Source organism: Enemella evansiae (assembly GCF_004362375.1).
GTDB classification, from domain to species: Bacteria; Actinomycetota; Actinomycetes; order Propionibacteriales; family Propionibacteriaceae; genus Enemella; species Enemella evansiae.
The window spans coordinates 148,122-170,230 of the sequence record NZ_SNXA01000010.1 but is presented as its reverse complement, the minus strand read 5'-3'; the positions used below and the strand labels follow the sequence as shown (position 1 = coordinate 170,230).

The following is a 22,109-nucleotide window of genomic DNA, read 5'->3' as shown; positions in this document are numbered from 1 at the left end:
CTCGCGAGATACGGTCGGATCGGCCCCAAGAGATTGCAGGAGAGATGACCACCACCGACGAACCCAGGGTCAGCGCCCGCCGCGCCCAGACCCGCCGCAGGCTGATGGACGCGGCCGTCGAGGTGTTCGCCGACCGCGGGGTGAACGCGGCCAGCGTCGAGGAGATCTCCGAGCTCGCGGGCTTCACCCGGGGCGCCTTCTACAGCAACTTCGAGTCCAAGGAAGATCTCTGCGCGGCACTGATGCGTGATCTCGGGCAACAGCACCTGCTCGCCGCCGAGGAGGCGATCGCCCGCGTACTCGACACCGACGAGCGGCCGATGGACGAGCTGATCGACGACCCGATGGACACCTTCGTCGCGATCCAGCCGAGCGATCGCAATGCCCAACTGCTGCAGCTCGAGCTGCGCCTGCACGCCGCCCGCAACCCGGAGTTCGCCGCGATGTTCAACCAGCTCGAGGAGGAGATGGGCGGACTCTTCGCGAACCTGATCGAGGAGGGCCTCCAGCGTCGTGGGGTACGCCTCAGCGTTCCGGCCAGGCAGGCGATCGGCCTGCTGCATGCCGTGCACGATGCCGCCAACTTCGACAAACTGCTCGGCCGAACCACCCCCACCGCCGGCACCGATGACCTCAAGGCGCTGATGCGCAACCTGGTCCGCCCGGTCGCCACTGACTGAACCACCGGTCGAACGGCCGCTCTGCGGCGTAGCGTGACCGCATGCTCGTGAACCCTGCCCTGGTCGGTGGCTTCCTGCTGCTCTCCGCCCTGTTGTCGGCCATCCCCGGCCCGTCGGTGCTGTTGGAGACCAGCCGGGCGATCACCCGGGGTCGGCGGTCGGCGATGTGGATCGTGCTCGGCAACGCGCTCGGTGGGCTGGTGCTGCTGACCTTGGTGCTCACCGGGCTCGGGGCGATCGTGGCCACCTCGGCGAAGCTGTTCCTGATCGTGAAGTACGCCGGCGCGGGTTACCTGCTGTGGTTGGGAATCCAGTCGATCCGCTCGGCCCACGCCGCAGGCGCTCAGCTGCTGGAGACGACACCGGGTGAGACGCCGGCACGGCGGGCGACCGCGGTCCGCCAGGGCTTCCTGGTGGGCGTCGCGAACCCGAAGAGCATCGCCTCGCTGATGGCGATCCTGCCCCAGTTCGTCGACCCGGTGCTGGGCAATCCGGCGCTGCAGATGCTGATCATCGGCTTGGCCGGCGCCCTGGCGCAGATGCTGATCGAGACCGTCTGGGTGTGCGCCGCCGGCACCCTGCGCAACTGGTTCCAGCGCCGCCCACGCCGGCTGCAGGCCCTGCAGGCCGGTGGCGGCGTGGCGATGATCGGCCTGGCCGGCAAGCTCGCGGTACAGCGCTGAGCCGACCCGCGGCGAACCGCGATCCATCGAACCCTGGGTGCAACCGCCTCCCCCTCCAGGGAGCGCGGAGTGCACTCAGGATTCGATGGATCGCAGCTGGGGTGCCGGAGTGCGGCCCGCCAGGCGATCCACCCTCCGGTACGCCGCCGCGACGATCGCCAACCCCAGCAGGAAGACCGCGGCGAAGGCGTACACCGCGAACACCGTCCAGCCCGCATCCACGAGCACGCCGACGGTCAGCGGCGCGAGGATCGAGCCGGTGCGGCCGACCCCGTTCGCCCAGCCGACCCCGGTGGCCCGGATCTCGGCGGGATAGAGCCCCGGTGCCAGCGTGAACAGCCCGACGATCGCACCGTTGCAGAGCAACCCGGCCAGGAATGCCACGACCAGGCCGGCCGGCAGCAGACCCACGCTGGCACCGAGCCCGACGAACGCCAGCACCCCGCCCAGCGCGTAACCGACCACCAACCGCTCCACCCCCGTCCGTACCGCGATCGCGCCGAAGGCGACGGCCCCGATCGCACCACCGATGGACAGCACCAGACCGACCACCGCGCTGTGCGACGGGGTGCCGCCGGCCAGCACCACCAGCCGCGGTGTCCAACCGGTGAGCAGATAGAACGCGAACATGGCGGTGAAGAACCCCGCCCACAACAGCAGCGAGCGCGCCCGCAGCACCGGCCCGAAGATCTCGGCGATCTGCCGGCCGAGCCCGGCCTGCCGCTCGGCAGCACGGACCGGGAGTTCCACCAGTGCGGGTTGCCCGAGCCGGGCCGCGATCCGGTTCAACCGGGCCAGCGCATTCCGCGGCCGGGCCGAGATCAGATGAGCGGCCGATTCGGGCAGCAGGGCCGCGATCACCACCATCACCACGATCGAGTTGATCGCCCCGACGACGAAGATCCCGCGCCAACCGACACCGTTCAGCAGCGCCGCGGCACCGACCCCACCGAGCGTGGCCCCCACCCCGAAACCGGCGGTGTAGAGACCGATGCCCAGCCCACGCATCCGCGGATTCGAATACTCGCTGGCGATCACGTTGATGCAGGCGGTCACCCCACCCACCCCGATACCGGTCACCAGGCGCCAGAATGTCAACTGGGTCACCGATTGCGCGAGCGCACCGCCGGCCATCCCGACCGCCGTCAGCGCCAGCCCGACGAGCACGGTGGGCTTGCGGCCGATCCGATCGGCCAACGGGGAGAGCAGGAACGAGCCGACCACGATGCCGATCAACCCGGTGCTGATCACCACCCCGAGCTGGGTGCCGGTCAGGCCGAACTCGGCGGCGATCCCGCTGGAGGCGTACGCCACAGCGGAGACGTCGTAACCGTCCTGGGCATTCAGCAGCAGGCACAGCCCGACGATCATCCACTGGTACCCGTTCATCGGGGACCGCTCGATCCGTTCCTGCAGGGCGTTTCCGGCCGACGGCTGCGCAACCATCGTCAGTCGCCCGGTTCGGACTCGTAGTCGATCGCGAACCGGTCCTCGCACAGTTCGTCCAACACGCCCATGAACCGCGCATGGGCCGGATGCTCCCAGTAACGCTTGAAGGCCTCGGCGCCGGTGAACCGACCCAGGCAACCGTGGGTGAAGCCGCGGTCCAGCCCGGAGCGGTTGGTGTTGCGCCCCCAGCTCAGCTCGACCAGCCCCGGCAGCCCGTCGGTGAATCCGGCGGCGAGCTCGGCACAGGCCGTATCGAGGCCGGATTCCTTGCCCGGGAGGGGTTTGAAGATCACATAGTGTTCCAGCATCACGCGCCTCCTTCGGCATCGGTGGGATGGTTTCGACTCGCTGGCGCCCGCTCACCCAGCGTGGCGGTGTTGAAGCTGAAGCCGTTCCAGTAACGGGTTCCGGCGACCAGCAGCTCGTCGGCGGGGAAGCGGGTGATCACCTTGGCACCGTCGGCGGTGACCACCACCTCCTCCTCGATCCGGGCGGCCGAGGCCCCGTCCTTGGTCGGCCAGTAGGTCTCCAGCGCGAACACCATGCCCTCCTCGATCGGCACCGGATGCTCCAGCGAGTGGTACCTGCTGATCAACGGCTGCTCCCACACCGACAACCCGACGCCGTGGCAGTACTGCAGCCCGAACGCCTCCTCCTCCGAGGAGTAGCCGAGATCGGCGGCACTCGGCAGCGCGAGCGCCACATCCTGACTGGTCGCCCCCGGGCGTACCGCCGCGATCGCCTGGTCGATCGCGTCCCGGGCCCGCTGGTAGGCGTCGCGCTGCGCGGCATTCGAGCTGCCCACGTTCAGGGTGCGGTAGTAGCAGGTCCGGTAACCGTTGAAGGAATGGATGATGTCGAAGTACGCCGTGTCACCGGGCCGGGTGGCCCGATCGCTGAACACGTGCGGATGCGGGCTGCACCGCTCCCCGGAGATCGCGTTGACCGCCTCGACCTCCTCCGAACCGGCCAGATAGAGCACCTTGTTGACCAGTGCGACGGCCTCGTTCTCCCGCATCCCGACGTGCAGGTTGCGATACAGCTCGTCGTAGGCCGCATCGACCATGCCGGCGGAGTGGTCCAGCAGCGCGATCTCGTCCACGGTCTTGATCTTGCGTGCCTGCTGCATCAGCTCCTGGCCGTTGACGATGTGCAGACCCTGGGCCTCCAGCGCCCGCAGCACCGGGATCTCGACCACGTCGACGCCGATCGGCTCCCCGTGCAATCCCTTCTCCCGCAGGTGATCCGCCAATCGCTTCGCATTGCCGGTCTCCACCCCGACGTCCTCGGGGATCGATCCGCGCCAGGACGAGATGCCGGCCTGCCAGCTGCTCTCCGGCAGCCAGCTGGCGTGCATCTTGTGCTGGCGCGCCGCCGAGCCGATGTCCCACAGGATCGGGTCCGCGTCACGCATCAGCAGCACACAACGGAACAGCTTGTCCCGCGCCCAGTTCCCGATGTGGGTGGCGGTGGTGTAGCGGATGTTGTTCTGGTCGAACAGGATCAGCGCGCCCAACTCGGACGCCTCCAGTGCGGCCCTGGCCCGGGCCAGCCGTTCGGTGCGCAACCGGGCGAAGTTGACGCGCTCCTCCCAGTCCACGCCGAGCACGGCACCCGGGGATGCGATGGTGGTCATGATGATCTCCTCTCACACCGGCGCATACTCGCCGGCCTCGGTCTCGGGTTGGACGACGGTCGGTGCGGCACCGGCCAGGCCGAGCAGTTCCCAAGCGGTGTTGACGATCCGCTGACTGGACAGTCCGTACTTCTCGAACAGATAGGGGGCGGTCTTCGACCCCTCGGCGAAGGTGTCATCGAGCCCGATCCGGCGCAGCGGTACGCCGACACCGGCCTCGGCGAGGGTTTCGGCGACGCAGCTGCCGAGTCCGCCGATGATGGTGTGGTTCTCGATGCTGATCACCCCGCGCGTCCCGTCGAGGGCGGCCAGCAGACCGGGAGCGTCGAAGGGTTTCAGGGTGGGCGCATTGACCACCCCCGCGGCCACCCCGTGCTCGCGCAGCACCCGGGCCGCGGCCAGGGTCGCCGGCAGCATCATCCCGCTGGTCACCAGGCACAGCTCGGCGCCGTCGAGCAACGGCTGCACCGGGCCGACCCGCAGCCGGTGCGTGTCGTCGAAGATCACCGGGATCTCACCGCGCTTCAACCGCAGATAGACCGGACCGGGCAGGTCGGCGATCTCGGGCACCACCTGTTCGATCTGGACCGCGTCGGCCACATCGATGACGGTCATGTTCGGCAGCGCGCGCATGATCGCGACGTCCTCGATGGCCTGATGGCTGGGCCCACCGGGGGTGGAGACGCCGGGCATGAACCCGATCAACCGGACCGGCAGGTTCGGGTAGGCGATCGAGTTCACGATCTGGTCGAAGGGCCGGCGGGTGGCGAACACCCCGAAGGTGTGCACCCAGGGCTGGAATCCCTCACGGGCGAGCGCGCCGGCCATCGACATCATGTTCGCCTCGGCCATCCCGGCGAGGATGAACCGATCCGGATACGCCTCGGCGAACAGGTCCGCCTCGCACTGGCGGGTCAGATCTCCCGACAGGCAAAGGATTTCCGGACGCTTGGCGGCGAGCTCGACCAGGGCCCGGCCGTAGGGTTTCAGCACCGTCGGATAGGGCGGCTCATGCATCATCGTCGTCCTCCAGTTCGGCGAGTGCCCGGGCGGCCAGGTCGGCGGGCAGTTTGATGAAGTGGCCGTCGGCATCGGCGGGCAGGCAGTCCAGCCCGTGCACCGTGGAGGTGCGGGCGATCACCACCGCGGGCCGCGGGTCGTCGATGGCCCTCCTCAGCGCGGTATCGAGCTGTTCCACCGAGTGCCCGTCGACGTCCTCGGCGTACCACCCGAACGCCCGCCACTTGTCCGCGATCGGTTCCACGGTGGTGATCGAGCTGACCGGCCCGTCGACCTGGGAGTCGTTAGCATCGAGCAGCACCACGACATCACCGAGCCGGTGATGTCCGGCGAACATCGCCGCCTCCCAGGTCTGGCCCTCCTCCAGTTCGCCGTCGCTGATCAGCACATAGGTCTTGCGGTCGCCCTCGGAACCGTGCAACCGGTCGGCCAGGGCCAACCCGAGCGCACCGGACAGGCCCTGGGAGAGCGACCCGCAGGTGAGGTCGACCGCGGGACTGGTCTCGGTGCCGATGGATTCCAGCAGCGCACCGTCGTTGCCGTAGTCGGCGAGGTCGGCATCGCTCAACCGGCCGGCCTCGCGGGCGACGGCGTACGCCCCGATGATGTAGTGCCCCGGTGAGACGACGAATCGGTCGATGCCCTGGCGCAGGTGACCGCTGTGCAGCACGGCGAGCTGTTCGGCCGAGGACAGTGCCTGCCCCAGATAGCCGTACCCGTGCGGACTGATCATCTGCACCGCCCGCAACCGGATCCGGCGGGCGAGCTGCTCGGCGGACCGGGCCAGGGTGGGCGCGGTGGTGTCGGTGGTCATGATTCCTCCGGTAGATCGACATCCACGTGCCAACGGCTGCGCGGATCGGACAGGTCGCTGGGCCGGCCGTAACCGCCCTTGAAGAAGACCAGGGGTTCCTCCCCGGTGCCGATATCGAGTGCCTGCACCCGGCCCAGCACCCAGTAGTGGTCGCCGGCCTCCTCGATCCGCTCGATGGTGCAGTCGATCCAGGCCGCGGCCGCGGTGAGCACCGGGGCACCGGATCGGCCGGGTGTCCAGTCGATGCCGGCGAACCGCTGGTCACGGTCCCGGGCGAAGGCCCGGCAGTAGTAGTCCTGCCGGGAGCCGAGCACGTTGACCACGAAGGCCCCGTGGGCGCGGATCTCGGTGAAGCTGCGGGAGCTGCGCATCGGATAGAACGCCACCAGCGGCGGGTCCAGGGAGACCGAGTTGAAGGTGCCGATGGTGAGCCCGACGGGGCACTGGTCGGCGCCGAGCGCGGTGACGACCGAGACACCGGTCGGATAGTGGCCGAGCACCTGGCGCATGGTTCCGGGTTCCACGACGGATTCCCTTCCAGGATGGCTGATCGGTCGGGTCGCGAGGGCGGTCATCGCACCGGCCTCAGACGTGGGCGGGGATCGGCGTGCTGGAACCGAGCAGCAGCTTGCCGTAGTTGTCGTTGGCGATGCCGGGGGTGGCGTGCACGTGACTGCCACCCATGCCGAGGTCGCAGAAGACCCGGCTCAGCGGGGTGCCCTCCAGATAGGCGCTGGAACCGGCGGCCTTGAGCAGCAGGTCCACCGCCTCGGTGACCAGCTCGACGACCATGCCGGTGTCGTGCCGGATCCGGGCGCGGTTCAGCTCGGGCATCTGTCCCGCACCGTGCAGGGCGTGGTCGTCGATGTCGAAGCAGGAGCGCTGGATCAGCAGTTCGGCGGCGTCGATCAGACCGGCGGCGCGGGCGACGGAGATCTGGTGGGTCGGGGATTCCTTGCTCTGGGTGTACGCCGTGCCGACGACCCCCTTGTTCTTCATCCGCTCCACCGACTGCTCGAAGGCGGCCTTGCCCAGCCCCAGCAGCACCGCGGCGAAGATGATCGTCCCGGTCGGCAGGAAGGGTGCCCGGGAGCGCGGTTCGGTGGCCTGGAACTCGGTCGCGTACCGGCCCTCGACCATGTCGTCGAAGTACTGGATCCGGTGTGCCGGGACGAACTCGTCGGTGACGATCACCGTGTCGCTGCCGGTGGCGCGCATCCCGATCGGATTCCAGGACCGCTCGATCCGCCACTGGCCCGGGCAGATCAGCGCGAGCGCGTGCCGCATGCTGCCGTCGGGTTGTTCGACCAGGACGCCGTGCAGGCCGTGCGTCGCCGCGAACGAGCCGGAGGCGTACCCCCACTTCCCGCTGACCCGGTAGCCGCCCTCGGTCCGCATCGCCTTGCCCTGCGGGGCGAGCACGGTGCAGGTGGTGGCATCCGGGTCGGTCCCCCAGACATCATCCTGGGCCTGCTTGCTCAAGGTGGTGGCGAACCAGTTGCCGATGTTCAGCAGCATCGCCGACCAGCCGGTCGAACCGTCGGCGCGGGCCAGTTCGGTGAGCACCGCGGTGAAGGTGCGCTGGTTGGTCTCGAAACCGCCGTAGCGCCGCGGCACCGTCAGCCGCAGCAACCCCGCATCGCGGATGGCCTGCATCACCTGGTCTGGCACATGCCCCAGTTCGCTGCCCTCGGCGGCTCCGTCGGCGATCACCCGTTTGAGGCCGGTGGCGCGGGCGATGAGTTCCTCATCGGGCGCGGTGGTGTCGGTTCCGGCATCCTTCACGGTGGTGGTCATGCGTGACTCCCGTCGACAGTGAGGTGAATCAGAGGATTCCCTCACCCTCCGCGCCCACCCGGTCGAGCGGAATGGGCGGTCGGAACGACATCGACGGCCCCGATTGTGAGCCGGTGCACATCCGATGTGGTGACCCAGCTCACAGTTGGTACCGGTGCACAACCGCTGGTACGCCCAGCACATGCCTTGTCCGCGGGGCTTGTCGGGGGTCATGGCGGCCTTAGGCTCACCTCATGAGCAACACCGCCGTTGCCCACGACTGGGTGCACCGTCTCGATTCGACCGGAACGATGCTCGGTGTGACCTCGCTCAGCGTGCGTCGCCGGGTGAGCAGGGTGATCGGGGAGCGGGCGACCGCGTGGGGCATCCAGGTCGGCGCCCGGATGGCGACCTACATCCTCGATTCGCTGACCGACTGGCCGGGTTCGCGCTCGGAGGAGGAGCGGCAGACCCTGCGGCGGGCGACCGAGGCGACCACCCTGGACACCCTGGCCGCGCTGGTCTCGGGGGAACCGAGCCATCTGTTCGCTTCCTTCGAACCGATCGAGAACGTCGGCTCCTATGTGCGCAGTCAGATTCCGCTGCCCGAGGTGGTCCGCAACATGCATGCGGGCCAGGAATTCCTGATCCAGGAGCTGATGGAGGCGATCGCTCAGCTGGTGCCGGAGAGCGAGCGGGTCGCCGCGATCAGCCGGATGACCCGGGACGTGACCTCGGCCTGGTCGAGCTTCATCGGCCGGATCGGTGAGGAGTACCACCGGCAGCAGGACGCCTGGCTCGGCGATGCCGACGAGCAGCGGGCCCGGCTGGCGCGGCGGCTGGTGCAGCTCGGCCAGGGCGATGTGGCCGAGTCCAGCCAGGCGCTCGGCTACGACCTCGAGCTCCCGCACGTGGGTTGCGTGCTCTGGTTCGACGGCGTCGATCTGGATGCGGTGCGGCTCTTCGACTTCCCCGCGATCGCGCGGGAGATCAGCACGGCCACCGAGAGCACCGACCATCTGCTCGCCGGCAACGGCATCACCCTGGAACTGTGGTTGGGCGATCCGCGGGTTCCGGTGGGTGAGGTGCTGGCCAGCGAGCGCTGGCCGGCAGCGCTGCGGGCGGCGGTGGGTACGCCGCAGCCGGGCATCCGCGGTTTCGCGGCCACCCACGCCGAGGCCACCGCAGCCGCCCGGGTGGCCCGGCACGGTCCGTCGGCGAGCCGCCGGGTGATCGCCTATCCCGAGGTGGAGCTGCTCTCCCTGCTCACCTGTGACTTCGACCGGGCCCGCTCGTTCGTACGCCGCACCCTCGGCCCGATCGCCGGGACCGATGCCCGCTCGGCCGAGCTGCGGGAGACCCTGGCCGCCTGGATCGACTGCCGCGGCAGTGTCGCCGCGGCCTCGCAGGCCCTCTACATGCACCGCAACACCGTCAGCTACCGGCTGCGTCAGCTGGAGGAGCTGCTCGGCGGGGACTGGGACCAGACCCGGATCCGATGTGCCCTGACGATCGTGGAGTGGATGCCCGGGGTGCTCATCGAGGACGAGTGACCGGCGGGCCCGGTGCTCAGCCGAAGGCCACCACGAACTCCTCGGCACCGGCGCGCAGGTCGGCCGCCAGATTCGGGGCGAGCATGCCGCGCAGCATCGGCCGGCCGCGCCGGGCGGCGGCCCTGCCGGGGCGCAGCAGTTCGACGGTCTCCTGCACCTGTTCGGTGAGCCGCGCGGGGTCGACCACCTCATCGACCAGGCCGAGCTCGCGGGCGCGGGCGGCGTCGAAGGGGATGCCGGTGAGCAGATTGGTGAGGGCGGCCTTGGCCGGCAGCCGCGCGACCGCCGGGGCCTGGGCGATCCACGGCCAGCCAGCCAGTGTCGCCTCCATCGTGCCGATCCGGGCATCGGCGACGGCGTGGGTGATGTCGGTGGAGCAGGCCAGCGCGAACCCGCCGGCCAGCGCGTCCCCGTTCAGTGCCGCGATCACCGGCGTACCCATGCCGTTCAGCAGTTCGAAGAGGTCGATGCAGGCGTCGGCGAACTCGCGCGCGGTGCCGGTCTCGCGCAGGTGGGGCCCGTCGGCGCCTCCGCAGAACGCGGTGCCCGCGCCGGTGAGCACGATCGCGACCGGTTCGGCGCCGTCGGCCTCCCGGATCGCATCGACCAGCCAGCGGGTCAGCTCGGCATCGAGCATGTTCCGTTCGCCGCGGGCCAGGGTGATCCAGATGCTGTCGTCGTCGTGGCTGGTGATCGTCGAGTCGTGCGCCATGGGCCGGCCTCCCTCGTCTCGGTTCGGTGCAGCCAGTGTGCTGGCGGGGCGGCCCGCGGAACCATGTGCCGAGGCGACAACTCCGCGGGTCGGCTTGTGCACGGTGAACAGCCGCTACAGGTGCTTGCTGGCCTCGCGGACCGACAGCGGCGACAGCTCCGGATGGGCCGCCAGATAGCCACGCACCCAGTCCGGGTCGGTGCGGGCGTACTGCCGCAGCGCCCAGCCGATCGCCTTGCGGGCAAAGAAATCCGGGTCGTCCACCGATCCGGCGATGGCCTCGCTCAACAGCGCCAGATCGGTCTGCGCGCCGCGGTGCAGCTGTGCGGTGATCGCGACCCGGCGTACCCAGACATCGTCATCGACCGCCCACCGCCGCAACACCCCCGCCGACTCGTCCGGATGCGCGACGAGCACCTCCTCGACCAGGTGTGCGATCTCATCGACCAGATCCCACCAGGCCCCGGTGCGGATCAGATATTCATACAGCACAAGCGATTCCGGCCGTTCGGCGTACGCCCGGAACTCCCGCGCCCGCGCCACCGACAGGGCCGCGAACCGCTCCTCGCGATGGCTCGCCCGGTCCCAGAGCGCGCGGATCAGCGCCTCCCACTCCCCGACCGTCAGCGCCACCCCGCGTACCCGGGCAGCCACGAGCCGGCGGACCGCAGCGTTGCCGATGCCGTGGCAGGGCAGCTCCGATTTCAGGTACGCCCGCAGGGATTCCGCGCGTTCGGGGTCCGCGGCCGCCGCCAGATCCTCCAGGATCGCGGTGACCAGGTCTAACTGGACCACTGCCCCAGATAGAACATCCGCGCCCACCACATCATGATGACCACCGAGCCGATCATCCAGGAGATGTGCACCACCCGGTGGATGATCACCCCGCGCCGGGTGGCGGGCTTCCAGGCGATCAGCTCGGCGGCGATCAGCCAGAGCGGGAACCAGAGCAGCACCGCCCGGTTGACCGAGAACAACCACTCGGAGGTGGAGAACGCCAGCACCTGGACGCCGACCCAGGCGGCCTCGGCCCACATCCGGCGGCGCAGCAGGAAACCGACCGCGAGCAGCCCGAAGGCCATCGACAGAATTTCGAAGCTGAACACCAGATCCCAGCCGGGACTGTTGTCGTACTGGGTCGAGAGGATCACATCGAAGGTGGTCCGCACGCTCTGCCACGGCGCGGTCCAGCCGCGGGACCAGCCCATCGCCTGCGCCTCGTACCACATCATCCAGGAGCCGGTGAGCTTCTTCAGGTACGCCGCGTAGAGCACCATCACCCCGGCCGGTGGCAGCAGATACATCGCCCGCTGCAGCCAGCCGATGATCCGCTCGGGGACACTGGTGCCCCTGGGGAATTTCCAGGTCAGGATCATGATCCCGAGCGCGCCGATCAGGAAGAGTCCCGACACCCGCACCGAGCAGGCGGCCGAGGCCAGGATCGCGACCTGCCACCACTTGTCCGAGCGCGCGCGTTCCCAGGCCCAGAAGGCGAAGGCGCAGAACAGCGACTCGGTGTAGGGCATCATCGTGAAGATCGCGGTGGGCGCGGTCAGCCAGAGCGCGGCGGCCCAGAAGCCGCCCGTCCGGTAGAGCGCGGCGGCGGCGAAGACGGAGGCCACCAGCGAGATCGCCATCCCGGCGTACTCCCCCGGGATGCCGACGACCATCGCCGCCTTGAGCAGCGCGGGCAGGCCGGGGAAGAAGGCCATCCGCTTGTCGATCTCGGGATTGCCGGTGTACTGGTACCAGTCCCGGGCCAGCCCGACGTAGTGCTCGGCGTCCCAGTTCATCAGCACCTGGCTGAAGGTGCGCCCGCTCTCCGACATCGCGAACAGCGCGACGGCGATCAGCAGGCCCCGGCTGAGCACCCAGACCGCGGCGGTCCACCGGGCCCCGGCGGAGTCCCAGCGATCGATCCGGATCCGCAGGCCGGGGATCGGGGTGCCCGGCACGGTACGCGGCGGGATCAGCGAGCGGACGCCGGCGAGCGCCTCGCTGCCGCGGCGCTGCACCATCGACCAGAACGGGGTGTCCGCGGCGCCGTCGAGCACGCCACCGGTCGGGTCGTCGATGTAGGCGGAGCGGTCACCGGGCAGGGATCCGTTGCGGACCAGGTCGAAGCGCGGCTGCAGGATGTCGCGGATCACGATGCCGACCACCCAGAGCTGGGTCAGCATCCGCAGGATGGTGGCGGCCCAGAAGATCTTGTCCGGGCCGCCGCCGGCCGGGTTGAGGTATTGCCCGAGATGGCCCCAGATGGCCATCACATAGAGCGCCTCACCGACGCCGAAGATCAACCAGTCGCGCCACTTGGGGCGGCACATCGCCAGGAACGGCAGCACCCACAGCACGTACTGCGGCGAGTAGACCTTGTTGGTCAGCAGGAACGCCATCAGCACCAGGAACGACACCTGGCCGATCCGGGGGCGTTGCGGGGCGAGCAGGATCAGTACGCCGAGGGCGGCGCAGCCGATCAGGAAGAAGGTGGTGGAGACCAGGTTGAGGTCGACGACCGGGTTCTCACCGAGCACGAACAGATACCAGATCGACCCGAAGTCACCGGCCCGGTCGGAGTTGAAGGTCCAGAACGCCATCCACTGTTCGGGGGCGCCGATCATCACCGGCAGGTTCGCACCCACCCAGGCGATCAGGAACCAGATCAGGGTACGCAGGAACTCGCGCCACTTGCCGGTCCGCAGGCAGAGCAGCAGCAGCGGCCCGAGCAGGAAGCCGGCGTACAACTTGGCCGCCATCGACAGGCCGAGCATGACCCCGGCCCAGCCGGGTTTCTTCCGCTGCCAGAACAGCAGGCCGAGCGTGGTCAGCGCGACCGGCAGCATGTCCCAGTTGATCAGCCCGGTGAGGATGATCGACGGGGAGGCGACGATCATCAGGGTGTCCCAGCCGCGGCCGGGGGTGCTGGCGATGTGCGCGAGCACCAGCACGACCAGCAGCGCGAACAGCACCACCATGTTCACCGAGTAGTAGAGGTTGGTGGAGTCGATCACCTGCTGCTCGTTGAGGCCCGGGCCGACCGGGGCGCCGAGGGCGACGGTGATCAGCCGCATCAGCTCCATGAACATTCCGGTGAGCACCGGGTACTCGAGCACCTGGTAGTTGCCGGTGTCGAAGTAGGGGGTGTTGCCGTCCATCAGCCCGCGGCTGCGGAACAGCGCCGGGATGTCGGAATAGCACTGCTCGATGAAGCCGTTGGGCTGCACCCCGGGCACGGTCTGTCGGCACGGGTCCTGGCGGATCACCGTGAGCACCCACATGAAGGTGGCGACGGCCAGTGCGACGGTCGCCGGGTTGAACCAGGAGTACGCCCTGCGGGCGGTGCCCGAGATCAGCTGGGCGTGCCGGCCGAGCGGTCCGCCGACGAATCGGGTGACGAGTTGGCCGAAGGGTTCGACCGTCGTCGGTGGGCCTGACCGTGCCACGCCACTCCTTTCCGCCGTTCCACACCAGGTGGCTGGGCGCACGCGGGCGCGTGCGCAGGAGCCAGACTAGGGGGAATCGGGTTACGGCGTGGCCATCTGCTCCAAGGGGGCCGATTGTGACGGCGCCTGGGTCTCCCGCTGGCCCTGCTGGCCACCGCCGGAACCGCCGCTCCCGGAGCCCCCGGAGCCTCCGGACCCGCCGGATCCACCACCGTTGTTGCCACCCCCGAAGGTCGGCTGCTGGGTGGTCGGCGGCCGGGTGGTCTCGGGCGGCCGGGTGGTCTCCGGCGGCCGGGTGGTCTCCGGCGGCCGCGTCGTGGTCGGCGGCTGGGTGGTGGTGGGCGGCTGGGTGGTCTCCGGCGGACGCGTGGTCTCCGGCGGACGGGTCGTCGAGGGGGCCGCGCTGGAGGCCTGCGGGGTGGGCCGGGCGGTCACCGCGCTCGACTTGGTGGGTGCGGTGTTGCGGGCCTTGTTGCGGTTCACGAAGGCCGGCTTCGGGAAGTCCAGCACCTTCTGGCCCCTGGTCGCGGTCTTCATGTAGTCCGCCCAGGTCATCGCCGGATAGGAGCCGCCGAAGAAGGTCTGGTCCCCGGGCCGGGCGTAGGGGTCGAGGTCACCGGTGCCCTGGTCCCCGGCGACGTACATCACCGCGGTGGAGATCTGCTTGGTGTAGCCGACGAACCAGGACGAGATCACGTCGTCCTCGACACCGGCGGTACCGGTCTTGCCGGCCACCGGACGATCCAGGGTGCCGACCGAACGACCGGTGCCCTGCTCGACCACGTTGGACAGCGCGTAGGTGACGTCCCGGGCCACACCGGTGTCGAAGGCCTGCTTGCCGGCGGTGTCGGCCTTGTAGATCGAGTTGCCCTGGGCGTCGAAGACCTCGCGGACGACGTGCGGGGTGATCTGCTTGCCGTCGTTGGCGAAGGTGGCGTACGCCCCCGCCATCGCCAGCGGGCTGACCTCCGGGATGCCCAGGGTGATCCGGTTGGAGGCCGGATCCCAGCCGGCGCCGCGCGGGGCACCGGCGTCCTCGGCGGCCTTCAGCACCTTCTCCGGGCCATTGCTCTGGCCGCGGTCGCTGAGCTGGGTGGTCAGATCGACGAAGGCGGTGTTGATCGACTGCGCGGTGGCCTCGATCAGGTTCACCGGCCCGTACTGCATCGAGAACTCGTTGCGGGAGGGCACCGAGTCGCCCTTCGGGGTGAACGTGTCGCCCTGGAAGGTGCTGTAGAGGTTGAACCCGTCGCGCAGCCCGGCGGCCAGCGCGAACGCCTTGTAGGTGGAGCCGGTCTGGCGGGGCGTGGTCGCCCAGTTCTTCTGGCTCTTCAGATAGTCGGGGCCGCCGTAGAGCGCCAGCACCTCACCGGAGGCGTTGTCGACCGAGGCGATGGTGGCGTGCAGGTTGTTCGGGTCCTGCTTCTTGCTGGCCCGGCTGGCGGCCTGCTGGGTGTATTTCTGCGCGGACGCGACGGCGGCGTCCTGGGCGGCCTTGTCGAAGCTGGTCACGATCTTCAGCCCGCCGCCGGCGATGTCGGCCTGGCTGAGACCCTTGGCGGCGAGTTCCTGCTCGACCATCTTGAGCAGGAAGCCGTTCGTCCCGGCGTACCGCTGGTTGCTCGGCACGTCGGGGAACTCCGGCAGCTGCTGGCCGTATTCGGCGGCCTGCGCCTGGGAGATCTTCCCCAGCTCGGCCATCCCCTGGAGGGTGTAGCGGTAGCGGTCCAGCAGCCGCTGCTGGTCGTCGGGGTCGCTCGGGTCGAAGGCGGAGGGGTTGTTCACGATGCTGGCCAGCACCGCGGCCTGCGGGACGCTCAGCTTCTCGGCGTCGATGTTGAAGTACGCCCGGCTGGCGGCCTGGATGCCGTAGGCGCCGCGACCGAAGTAGATGGTGTTCAGGTAGCCCTGCAGGATCTGCTCCTTGGGCACCTCGCGGCCGAGCTTGACGGCCAGGAAGAGCTCCTTGAACTTGCGGTTCAGGGTGCGCTCAGAGTTCAGGTAGAGGATCTTGATGTACTGCTGGGTGATCGTCGACCCGCCCTGCATCTCCCCGCCGCGGGCGATCGTGTACGCCGCCCGGATCATCCCGGAGATCGAGATGCCGCCGTCGGTCCAGAAGGTGCGGTTCTCGGCGGCGACCACGGCGTCCTTGATCGAGGCCGGCATCTTGTCGTAGTCGATCGACTGCCGGTTCTGGATCATGAAATTGCCGAGCTTGGTCTCCCCGTCGTTGAAGTAGACGTAGGAGGTGTTGGTCTGGAACTCGGCGTTCGGGTCGGGGATGGTGGTGCGCTGGTACGCCCAGGCGACGCCGACGATGCCGGCGATCGCGCCGACCAGGCCGAGCACGAGGGCGCCGGTGAGCACGCGCAGCGCGATGGTCCTGCCCCTGCTGCGTGGCTTGGCACCGCCGCCCCCGCGCTTCTGGTTCGACCTCCGTGGGCTGCTACCCGTGGACTTCGAGCTGGCAGAGCGTTTGGCGGGTTCAGCCATAGATATCCTCAACGGTTTGCTGGCGGCGCGGTGGACGACGCTTGCGGCCGTCCCCGAGCAGATAGGACTGGATCATGTGGTTCCACCCGCACTCGGTGCAGACCTCGACCACGCACACCTTGAACTCCCCGAACTCGTCCTGCATGGCTTCGAGTTCGTGGGTGTTCTTGATCCGGCCGGAGTACTGACCGAGCTGGTCACCGAACACGTAGTTCAGGTGGACCATCGGCTGGTGCCGGCAGATCGGGCACGGGTCGTCGGCTTCTTCGCCGTGGTGCAGGGCGGCTCGGATCAACATCGGGTCGGCGTCGCAGGCGTCGTTCGGGGTGAGCGTACGCACGCGCGACCGCAGCGCCGAGAGGGTGTTCCGGCGCTGCAGCGAGTAGTCGATGACCTCCCTGCGGGACCACATGGGCTCTAGGGTACGTCGCCGATCCATGGCTGGCCTGCCGCGGAACCGCGTGGGGGGCAGGTTCGGCACCGTTGTCGGACCCCTGCCGTGAAAGACTGGACCACGGTCGCAGACGCAGCCATTGGCGTACCGAATGAGAGAGGTCGACGTGAGCCAGCAGGGTTACGGACAGGGTCACGACCCGAACGGATACCAGAACGGGCCGGGTCACGGGCAGCAGCCGTCCGGTTATGGGCAGTCCGGTTATGGGCAGTCGGGCTATGGTCAGCAGTCGGCGTACGGCCAGGAGCAGACCAGCGAACCGAGCGGCTACATCGGCCACGATCCCTACGCGCCGCAGCAGCAGGGTTACCAGCAGCAGCCGTACGGGCAGCCCTACCCGGCCCCGGGGGCGTACGGACCGGGCTATGGGATGTACGCCTACGACGCGGCGCATCCGCCGCGACCCTCGGTCGGTTTCGGCACCGCGATCAGGCTGATGTTCAAGAACTACGCCAACTTCTATGGCCGGGCATCCCGGTCGGAGTACTGGTGGGTGCAGTTGGCCCTGCTCGTGGTCTACCTGGTGTTCACGGCTGCCGTCGTTGCGGTGGTGACGATCGGCGGCAACTCCGGATCGGGTACCGAGGGACCGGGCGTGGTGCTCATGCTGGTGATGTTCGTCGGCATGCTGGCGGTGTTCGTCCCGCTGCTGGCGCTGCAGGTACGCCGCCTGCACGACGCCGGTTTCTCCGGTTTCATGACGCTCATCGGGATGGTGCCCTACGTCGGCTGGATCGCCCCGCTGGTGATGTGCTGCATGGAATCCAAGCCCGAGGGCGTCCGCTATGACAACCCGGACGGCACTCAGCCGGCGGTGGACTGACCGAGCGATTCACTGGGCGGCGAAGTTGTCACCGGATTGTTGCCCGGCTGATGGGGTCGAATCGGTGGAAATGGAACCTGGGATACGGCAGGCTCGTCAGCGCAGCGGCATCTGCCACTCAATGAAGGGGAGAGAATGAGCTACGGCAACAACAATTACGGCCAGGGCGGCGGCTACGGCCAGGGCCAGGGCGGTGAGGGCCAGTACCCCCAGCAGGGTGGCTACGGGCAGAGCGGCCAGGGCGACTACGGCCAGTCCGGCGGTTACGGGCAGGGCGCCGACTACGGGCAGCAGTCCGGTGGTTACGGCCAGAGCGATTACGGCCAGCAGTCCGGTGGCTATGGTCAGCCCTCGGCCAACGAGTACGGCCAGCAGTCGGCCAACGAGTACGGCCAGCAGCAGGCGGCCTACGGCCAGCAGGAGTACGGGCAGCAGGACTACGGCCAGCAGCAGAGCGGCTACGAGCAGCAGGGTTACGACCAGGGCGGTTACGGAGCCGGTGGTTACGGCACCGAGACCCAGCCCTACGGTGCGGGTTACGGCGCCGCCGCGGGTGCCGGTGCGCCGCGTCCGAGCGTCGGCTTCGGCCAGGCGATCAAGCTCTACTTCAAGAACTACGCGCAGTTCTACGGCCGCGCCTCGAAGTCCGAGTACTGGTGGCCGTTCCTGCTGCAGGTGATCGTGGGCCTGGTCCTCTACCTGCCGGCGACGATCATGACCACCAACGCGGCAAGCAGCGGTGACACGGCGCCGGGCATGGCGACCGCACTGATCGGGCTGTACGGGCTCTGGGCCCTCGCGACCCTGATCCCGAGCCTCTCCAGCGCCGTGCGCCGACTGCACGACACGGGCAAGTCCGGCTGGATGTACCTGTTGAGCCTGATCCCGTTCGTCGGCGGCATCATCCTGCTCGTCCTCCTGGCCGGCGAGTCCAAGCCGGAGGGCGTCCAGTACGACAACCCGGACGGCTCGCAGCCCGTTTCCCAGGCCTGAGCCACCGCTTCGGCAACCGAGGGGGCGTCACCATCGCGGTGGCGCCCCCTTCGCCTTGCCGGTACGCTTGATCTTCGGCCCGCGCGGTACCAGCCTTGGGGCTATGGCGCAATTGGTAGCGCACCTGCTTTGCAAGCAGGCTGCTACAACTCAATACGGGGCGTTAGCTCAGCTGGTAGAGCACCGCTTTTGCAAGGCGGGGGTCAGGGGTTCGACTCCCCTACGCTCCACAAAACCGCAGGTCAGAGGCCGTTTCCACGAGGTGGGGACGGCCTCTTCCGTTGCTCGGCGGCTCGGCAGGTGCCTCGACTACTAGTAGCGATATAATGAATCTTGGTAGTAATCCGTGTTGAGTTGCGTGCGTCTTGTGCGCCCCCCTCGACCTGCGGAAACACGAGGCGGCTCCCACACCGATCTGACCTGGTGCGCCCGGTGCGCCCTAGCAGATTCAGGTCGTCGACCACGACTTCCGCCGTCCACGGCGGTCCCTTGAGGTGGGTTAGCGTCGATGCATGGTGGAGATCACGGACTACGAGCGGCGCGGGGACCTGGACGCTCCGTTCGAGCCGACCAAGAAGGCCGAGTGGGCTCAGAGGCAGAGCGAGCAGATTCGTGATGCGGTCAGGTGTGAGGTCCCCTCGCTGACCTGGGAGCAATACGTCGCCGGGGAGCCGTGTCCTGGCTGCGGGCGGCCGTATCGGGACGAAGAGCACTGGGAGTCCAAGGGGACGATGTACTTCACCGACGAGGAACGTGCCCGGTATGACGCCGAGCAAGAGCGCTACAAGCGGGACCACCCCGCCTGCGGCTCTCATCGGCACCCGGTCTCGGGGTCGCTGACCACTCACTGCGGCAAGTGCTGCCCGCCTCCGCCGATGTCGCCCTCGCAGAGGGATGAGATCGCGCGGCTGCTCGGACGACCGACGCCACCCCAGCAACTGATGAGGTGGCGGCTCCGCCTCTACTTCGGCCACGTCGTGGAGCGGACCGCGCACTACACGCACAAGACCCTCCACGCGGCGTTCATGAGCGCGAGGGCCTGTCCAGAGTGCGGCCTCGACCCCGCGACCATCGTCGACGGCGAGGCCATCGGGCTGAAGGCCGAGGGGCCGAGCGCACGTGGACCTGCCGCCGAGGCTGCGAAGTCCAAGCGGTCGGCGAAGCCGACGAAGGCCGAGCTGGAGGCAAGAGTTCGGGAACTGGAGGCGGAGGCGCAGCGGCTCCAGGAGGGCTGAGCGACAGTGCCCATCACCTACATGACCGGTGTGCCCGGCGTGACAACTGTGGCCGGAACTGTCGGTGCCAGTAGCCATACTCAGGGCATGGTCCGGAAGATGACTCCCGCGCAGTTCAAGGCCGCAGTGAACAAGGCGCAGCGCGAGCAGAAGCAGGCGATCGACAAGTACAACCGCGAGGCCCGGCGGAACAATGCCGCGGTTAAGAGGGCCTTCGACGACTACAACCGCGACGTGCGGGCCTACAACGCCAAGGCGCGCGCCCACAACGCCCGGGTCGAGAACCAGCGCCGACGGCTCGAGCAGGAGATTCGTCGCCTGAACTCCCGCCCAGCGACGACCTTCGTCACCTATCGCGCGTCAGTCGAGTCTCTCACTCGGACGTACGCCGAGACCGAGGACAGGCTGGCCGGACGGCCGGTCGCACCGGCGGGACGCGAGCTGATCGACCTCGGAAGCGAGGAGGCGGCCAACAGCGCCTACTTTCTAAACGCGATGGAGGGCGACGGCACGCCCGAGGACGACCCCACCGAGGACGAGCTGCGGAGCCCGAGCATGCAGACCGAACTCGCGACGTTTGGGCAGGACCTGGTCGACCGATGGACGGGAGCACTGTTCTCCCTTAGCCCGCGCAACCCTGATGCCGCACGCCACTTCTGCACCAGCGCCCGAGAGGTGCTGATCGCGATGATTGATGGCGCAGCGCCAGACTCCCGGGTCGCGGAGGTCGAGCCTAGCTGTGACCGTACGGACAAGGGGGTGCCAACCCGGCGAGCCAAGGTCGGCTTCCTCCTGAGGCGCAAGGGCATCGAGGAAGAATCGATCGAGACCCTGGTCGAGGAGGACATGGACAACGTCCTCGGGCTGTTTCGCGAGTTCAACAACGGGACGCATGGCCACGCCGGCCGGTTCACCATCACCCAGCTCAACGCGCTGCGCATCCGCGTCGAGTCGGCGATCGGCTTCATACACGCGCTCTGCACCGTCTGAGCCTCGGCTGCGTAACGAGCGGGCCCTTGACACGAGACGAAATGCCACGTTCCTGATACACGAAGCGATGTAAAGTCCTTGATACAGGGTACGGATCGAGAAGGAACAGGTGAACATGGCCGAGTCGGCAATCGCACCCTCGGCAGTTCCGCCGGCGATGGCCCCCATGCGTGCGGCGCGCCGAAGCACGAACTCCTTCGCGGCATCCGACGTCGACGAGGACGCTCTCTCGCCGTACGACGATGCCCCGGTTCCGCTGACCTCCTACCGACGGACGATCACCATGAGCTCCCCTGATGCAGACCGCCTCTTCATGAAGTCGCGGCACCGCGTCAAGACGTACGGCGAGGTCTTCACACCGCGCGCGATGGTCGATCAGATGCTTGATCTCGTCAGCGACGATCTCGAGGCTGGAGAGGGCTTCGTCGACAAGACGTTCCTGGAACCCGCGGCGGGCGACGGTAACTTCCTGGTCGCGATCGTGCAGCGCAAGCTTGCCACCATCGAGAGGCAGCTCGACCCATCGGTCTGGCCGCGCGAGTCCTTGTTCGCGCTTGCCTCGATCTACGCGATCGAGCTGCTCGAGGACAACCACCGAGACGCGCAGGAGGCGCTCGTCAACGAGTTCGTGAAGTTCCACGAGTCGCACGGCACGCGCTGCAGCCCTCGCACTGACCTCTATCGCGCCGCGACCTTCCTCGTCGCGACGAACATCGTCCGCGGCAACACGCTCACCGGGCGGACGCCGGGCGGCGAGGAGATCGAGTTCTCGTGGTGGACCCGGCAAGCAAATGATCCATCGATGGTCAAGAGAGAGCCGTTCACCTTTAACGCGCTGCGCGAGGTCGGAGCCTTTGACTTCAGCGTGTACGCCTCGTACGAGCCGTGCCCGATCCGCCACGTCCACAAGATGGCGAACTCCGATGTCTAGCCCGAAGATCAGCACATTCCGGAAGATCACACCGCAGATCTACTCGTGGACCACGACCGATATCCCGAAGTACGCGGGCTGGGAGAAGATCGGGTACACCGAGCAGGAGGGCGGCGCGAAGGCGCGCATCGACCAGCAGGCGTCGCAGCTGTCGATCAGCAAGACGGTCAACTGGGTCTTCAAGGCGACATACATGACGCCTGACGGCGGGCGGTTCACCGACCACGACTTCCACGCCTACCTCAGGCAGCACGGCATCAAACGCGACGGCGTCCCGGCGACGCCTGAGCGGCCGAAGCGCACGGAGTGGCACCGGTTCGACGGCGCACCGAAGACCTCTCGGCAGTACTTTCTGGATTTCGCATCGGGCGATTTCTCGATCGACGCTTCGGGCATCCTGGAATAGGACTACGAGCTTCGT

At 68.3% G+C, this 22,109-nt stretch carries 21 protein-coding genes and 1 tRNA gene; 10 read left to right on the top strand and 12 right to left on the bottom strand.

The window, feature by feature from the left end:
• Positions 1-44: 44 nt before the first annotated feature.
• Entirely contained in the window at positions 45-680 is a 636-nt protein-coding gene (locus tag C8D81_RS21865) for a TetR/AcrR family transcriptional regulator (protein ID WP_133626147.1), read from the top strand.
• 41 nt (positions 681-721) lie between these two features.
• Entirely contained in the window at positions 722-1,363 is a 642-nt protein-coding gene (locus C8D81_RS12275; RefSeq protein ID WP_094404386.1) for a LysE family translocator, read from the top strand.
• 75 nt (positions 1,364-1,438) lie between these two features.
• Here the strand turns inward: C8D81_RS12275 and C8D81_RS12270 are convergent, their stop codons facing one another.
• From C8D81_RS12270 to C8D81_RS12240, 7 genes are all read right to left on the bottom strand, one after another.
• A complete protein-coding gene (locus tag C8D81_RS12270; protein WP_133626146.1) occupies positions 1,439-2,809 on the bottom strand; it encodes an MFS transporter in 1,371 nt (456 codons plus the stop codon).
• A gap of 2 nt (positions 2,810-2,811) precedes the next feature.
• Positions 2,812-3,120, bottom strand: a complete 309-nt coding sequence (locus C8D81_RS12265; protein WP_133626302.1) for a Dabb family protein — start codon at positions 3,118-3,120, stop codon at positions 2,812-2,814.
• Complete coding sequence (locus C8D81_RS12260; RefSeq protein ID WP_133626145.1) at positions 3,120-4,448, bottom strand: M24 family metallopeptidase; 1,329 nt, start codon at positions 4,446-4,448, stop codon at positions 3,120-3,122. Before C8D81_RS12260 ends, C8D81_RS12265 begins: the two co-directional genes overlap by 1 nt.
• Before the next feature lie 12 nt (positions 4,449-4,460).
• On the bottom strand, positions 4,461-5,468 hold the full coding sequence (locus C8D81_RS12255; protein WP_208109254.1) for a transketolase family protein: 1,008 nt from the start codon (positions 5,466-5,468) through the stop codon (positions 4,461-4,463).
• On the bottom strand, positions 5,458-6,282 hold the full coding sequence (locus C8D81_RS12250) for a 1-deoxy-D-xylulose-5-phosphate synthase N-terminal domain-containing protein (protein ID WP_094404382.1): 825 nt from the start codon (positions 6,280-6,282) through the stop codon (positions 5,458-5,460). The genes C8D81_RS12255 and C8D81_RS12250 overlap by 11 nt, the downstream gene beginning before the upstream one ends.
• A complete protein-coding gene (locus C8D81_RS12245) occupies positions 6,279-6,806 on the bottom strand; it encodes a flavin reductase family protein (protein ID WP_208109253.1) in 528 nt (175 codons plus the stop codon). Before C8D81_RS12245 ends, C8D81_RS12250 begins: the two co-directional genes overlap by 4 nt.
• Before the next feature lie 61 nt (positions 6,807-6,867).
• Complete coding sequence (locus tag C8D81_RS12240) at positions 6,868-8,079, bottom strand: acyl-CoA dehydrogenase family protein (RefSeq protein ID WP_166646794.1); 1,212 nt, start codon at positions 8,077-8,079, stop codon at positions 6,868-6,870.
• Positions 8,080-8,312: 233 nt separating this feature from the next.
• On the opposite strand from C8D81_RS12240, the gene C8D81_RS12235 reads away from it, so the two are divergent.
• The gene (locus tag C8D81_RS12235) at positions 8,313-9,611 is read left to right on the top strand and encodes a PucR family transcriptional regulator (protein ID WP_094356770.1); all 1,299 of its coding nucleotides are present in this window, start codon (positions 8,313-8,315) and stop codon (positions 9,609-9,611) included.
• 16 nt (positions 9,612-9,627) lie between these two features.
• Here C8D81_RS12235 and C8D81_RS12230 read toward each other — a convergent pair whose 3' ends face one another.
• From C8D81_RS12230 to C8D81_RS12210, 5 genes are all read right to left on the bottom strand, one after another.
• Positions 9,628-10,323, bottom strand: a complete 696-nt coding sequence (locus C8D81_RS12230) for an enoyl-CoA hydratase/isomerase family protein (protein ID WP_094404380.1) — start codon at positions 10,321-10,323, stop codon at positions 9,628-9,630.
• Between the two features lie 114 nt (positions 10,324-10,437).
• On the bottom strand, positions 10,438-11,118 hold the full coding sequence (locus tag C8D81_RS12225) for a DNA alkylation repair protein (RefSeq protein ID WP_094431306.1): 681 nt from the start codon (positions 11,116-11,118) through the stop codon (positions 10,438-10,440).
• Positions 11,106-13,766, bottom strand: coding sequence for a glycosyltransferase 87 family protein (locus C8D81_RS12220; RefSeq protein ID WP_094404379.1), 2,661 nt, complete (start codon positions 13,764-13,766; stop codon positions 11,106-11,108). Before C8D81_RS12220 ends, C8D81_RS12225 begins: the two co-directional genes overlap by 13 nt.
• Before the next feature lie 81 nt (positions 13,767-13,847).
• Positions 13,848-16,262 (bottom strand): transglycosylase domain-containing protein, encoded by a 2,415-nt coding sequence (locus tag C8D81_RS12215; RefSeq protein ID WP_094402301.1) that lies wholly within the window; start codon positions 16,260-16,262, stop codon positions 13,848-13,850.
• Complete coding sequence (locus C8D81_RS12210) at positions 16,255-16,674, bottom strand: DUF5318 family protein (protein WP_094356775.1); 420 nt, start codon at positions 16,672-16,674, stop codon at positions 16,255-16,257. Before C8D81_RS12210 ends, C8D81_RS12215 begins: the two co-directional genes overlap by 8 nt.
• A 133-nt stretch (positions 16,675-16,807) precedes the next feature.
• Between C8D81_RS12210 and C8D81_RS21295 the strand changes: the two genes are divergently transcribed.
• The 7 genes from C8D81_RS21295 to C8D81_RS21290 all read left to right on the top strand — a co-directional run bounded on the left by C8D81_RS21295 (position 16,808) and on the right by C8D81_RS21290 (position 22,094).
• The gene (locus tag C8D81_RS21295; RefSeq protein WP_208109252.1) at positions 16,808-17,539 is read left to right on the top strand and encodes a DUF805 domain-containing protein; all 732 of its coding nucleotides are present in this window, start codon (positions 16,808-16,810) and stop codon (positions 17,537-17,539) included.
• 135 nt (positions 17,540-17,674) lie between these two features.
• On the top strand, positions 17,675-18,532 hold the full coding sequence (locus tag C8D81_RS12200) for a DUF805 domain-containing protein (RefSeq protein ID WP_094402299.1): 858 nt from the start codon (positions 17,675-17,677) through the stop codon (positions 18,530-18,532).
• A gap of 157 nt (positions 18,533-18,689) precedes the next feature.
• A tRNA-Ala gene (locus tag C8D81_RS12190) sits at positions 18,690-18,762 on the top strand.
• Positions 18,763-19,044: 282 nt separating this feature from the next.
• Positions 19,045-19,767 carry a hypothetical protein gene (locus C8D81_RS12185; protein ID WP_094404378.1) on the top strand — a complete coding sequence of 241 codons (723 nt, stop codon included), beginning with the start codon at positions 19,045-19,047 and terminating at the stop codon, positions 19,765-19,767.
• Positions 19,768-19,854: 87 nt separating this feature from the next.
• Positions 19,855-20,757: a pPIWI-associating nuclease domain-containing protein gene (locus C8D81_RS12180; protein ID WP_208109251.1), complete on the top strand. Its 903-nt coding sequence runs from the start codon at positions 19,855-19,857 to the stop codon at positions 20,755-20,757.
• 109 nt (positions 20,758-20,866) lie between these two features.
• Positions 20,867-21,688, top strand: a complete 822-nt coding sequence (locus C8D81_RS12175) for a DNA methyltransferase family protein (protein WP_094431308.1) — start codon at positions 20,867-20,869, stop codon at positions 21,686-21,688.
• Positions 21,681-22,094 carry a hypothetical protein gene (locus C8D81_RS21290; protein WP_208109250.1) on the top strand — a complete coding sequence of 138 codons (414 nt, stop codon included), beginning with the start codon at positions 21,681-21,683 and terminating at the stop codon, positions 22,092-22,094. Before C8D81_RS12175 ends, C8D81_RS21290 begins: the two co-directional genes overlap by 8 nt.
• Positions 22,095-22,109: the final 15 nt, after the last annotated feature.

Bases quoted from the DNA above. Each gene is read 5' to 3' on its own strand.
- C8D81_RS12250 (WP_094404382.1), bottom strand. From the start codon at position 6,282: ATGACCACCGACACCACCGCGCCCACCCTGGCCCGGTCCGCCGAGCAG.
- C8D81_RS12260 (WP_133626145.1), bottom strand. From the start codon at position 4,448: ATGACCACCATCGCATCCCCGGGTGCCGTGCTCGGCGTGGACTGGGAG.
- C8D81_RS21295 (WP_208109252.1), top strand. From the start codon at position 16,808: ATGAGAGAGGTCGACGTGAGCCAGCAGGGTTACGGACAGGGTCACGAC.
- C8D81_RS12210 (WP_094356775.1), bottom strand. From the start codon at position 16,674: ATGTGGTCCCGCAGGGAGGTCATCGACTACTCGCTGCAGCGCCGGAAC.
- C8D81_RS12235 (WP_094356770.1), top strand. From the start codon at position 8,313: ATGAGCAACACCGCCGTTGCCCACGACTGGGTGCACCGTCTCGATTCG.
- C8D81_RS12270 (WP_133626146.1), bottom strand. From the start codon at position 2,809: ATGGTTGCGCAGCCGTCGGCCGGAAACGCCCTGCAGGAACGGATCGAG.
- C8D81_RS12215 (WP_094402301.1), bottom strand. From the start codon at position 16,262: ATGGCTGAACCCGCCAAACGCTCTGCCAGCTCGAAGTCCACGGGTAGC.
- C8D81_RS12185 (WP_094404378.1), top strand. From the start codon at position 19,045: ATGGTGGAGATCACGGACTACGAGCGGCGCGGGGACCTGGACGCTCCG.
- C8D81_RS21290 (WP_208109250.1), top strand. From the start codon at position 21,681: ATGTCTAGCCCGAAGATCAGCACATTCCGGAAGATCACACCGCAGATC.
- C8D81_RS12180 (WP_208109251.1), top strand. From the start codon at position 19,855: ATGGTCCGGAAGATGACTCCCGCGCAGTTCAAGGCCGCAGTGAACAAG.
- C8D81_RS12200 (WP_094402299.1), top strand. From the start codon at position 17,675: ATGAGCTACGGCAACAACAATTACGGCCAGGGCGGCGGCTACGGCCAG.
- C8D81_RS21865 (WP_133626147.1), top strand. From the start codon at position 45: ATGACCACCACCGACGAACCCAGGGTCAGCGCCCGCCGCGCCCAGACC.
- C8D81_RS12265 (WP_133626302.1), bottom strand. From the start codon at position 3,120: ATGCTGGAACACTATGTGATCTTCAAACCCCTCCCGGGCAAGGAATCC.
- C8D81_RS12230 (WP_094404380.1), bottom strand. From the start codon at position 10,323: ATGGCGCACGACTCGACGATCACCAGCCACGACGACGACAGCATCTGG.
- C8D81_RS12240 (WP_166646794.1), bottom strand. From the start codon at position 8,079: ATGACCACCACCGTGAAGGATGCCGGAACCGACACCACCGCGCCCGAT.
- C8D81_RS12275 (WP_094404386.1), top strand. From the start codon at position 722: ATGCTCGTGAACCCTGCCCTGGTCGGTGGCTTCCTGCTGCTCTCCGCC.
- C8D81_RS12255 (WP_208109254.1), bottom strand. From the start codon at position 5,468: ATGATGCATGAGCCGCCCTATCCGACGGTGCTGAAACCCTACGGCCGG.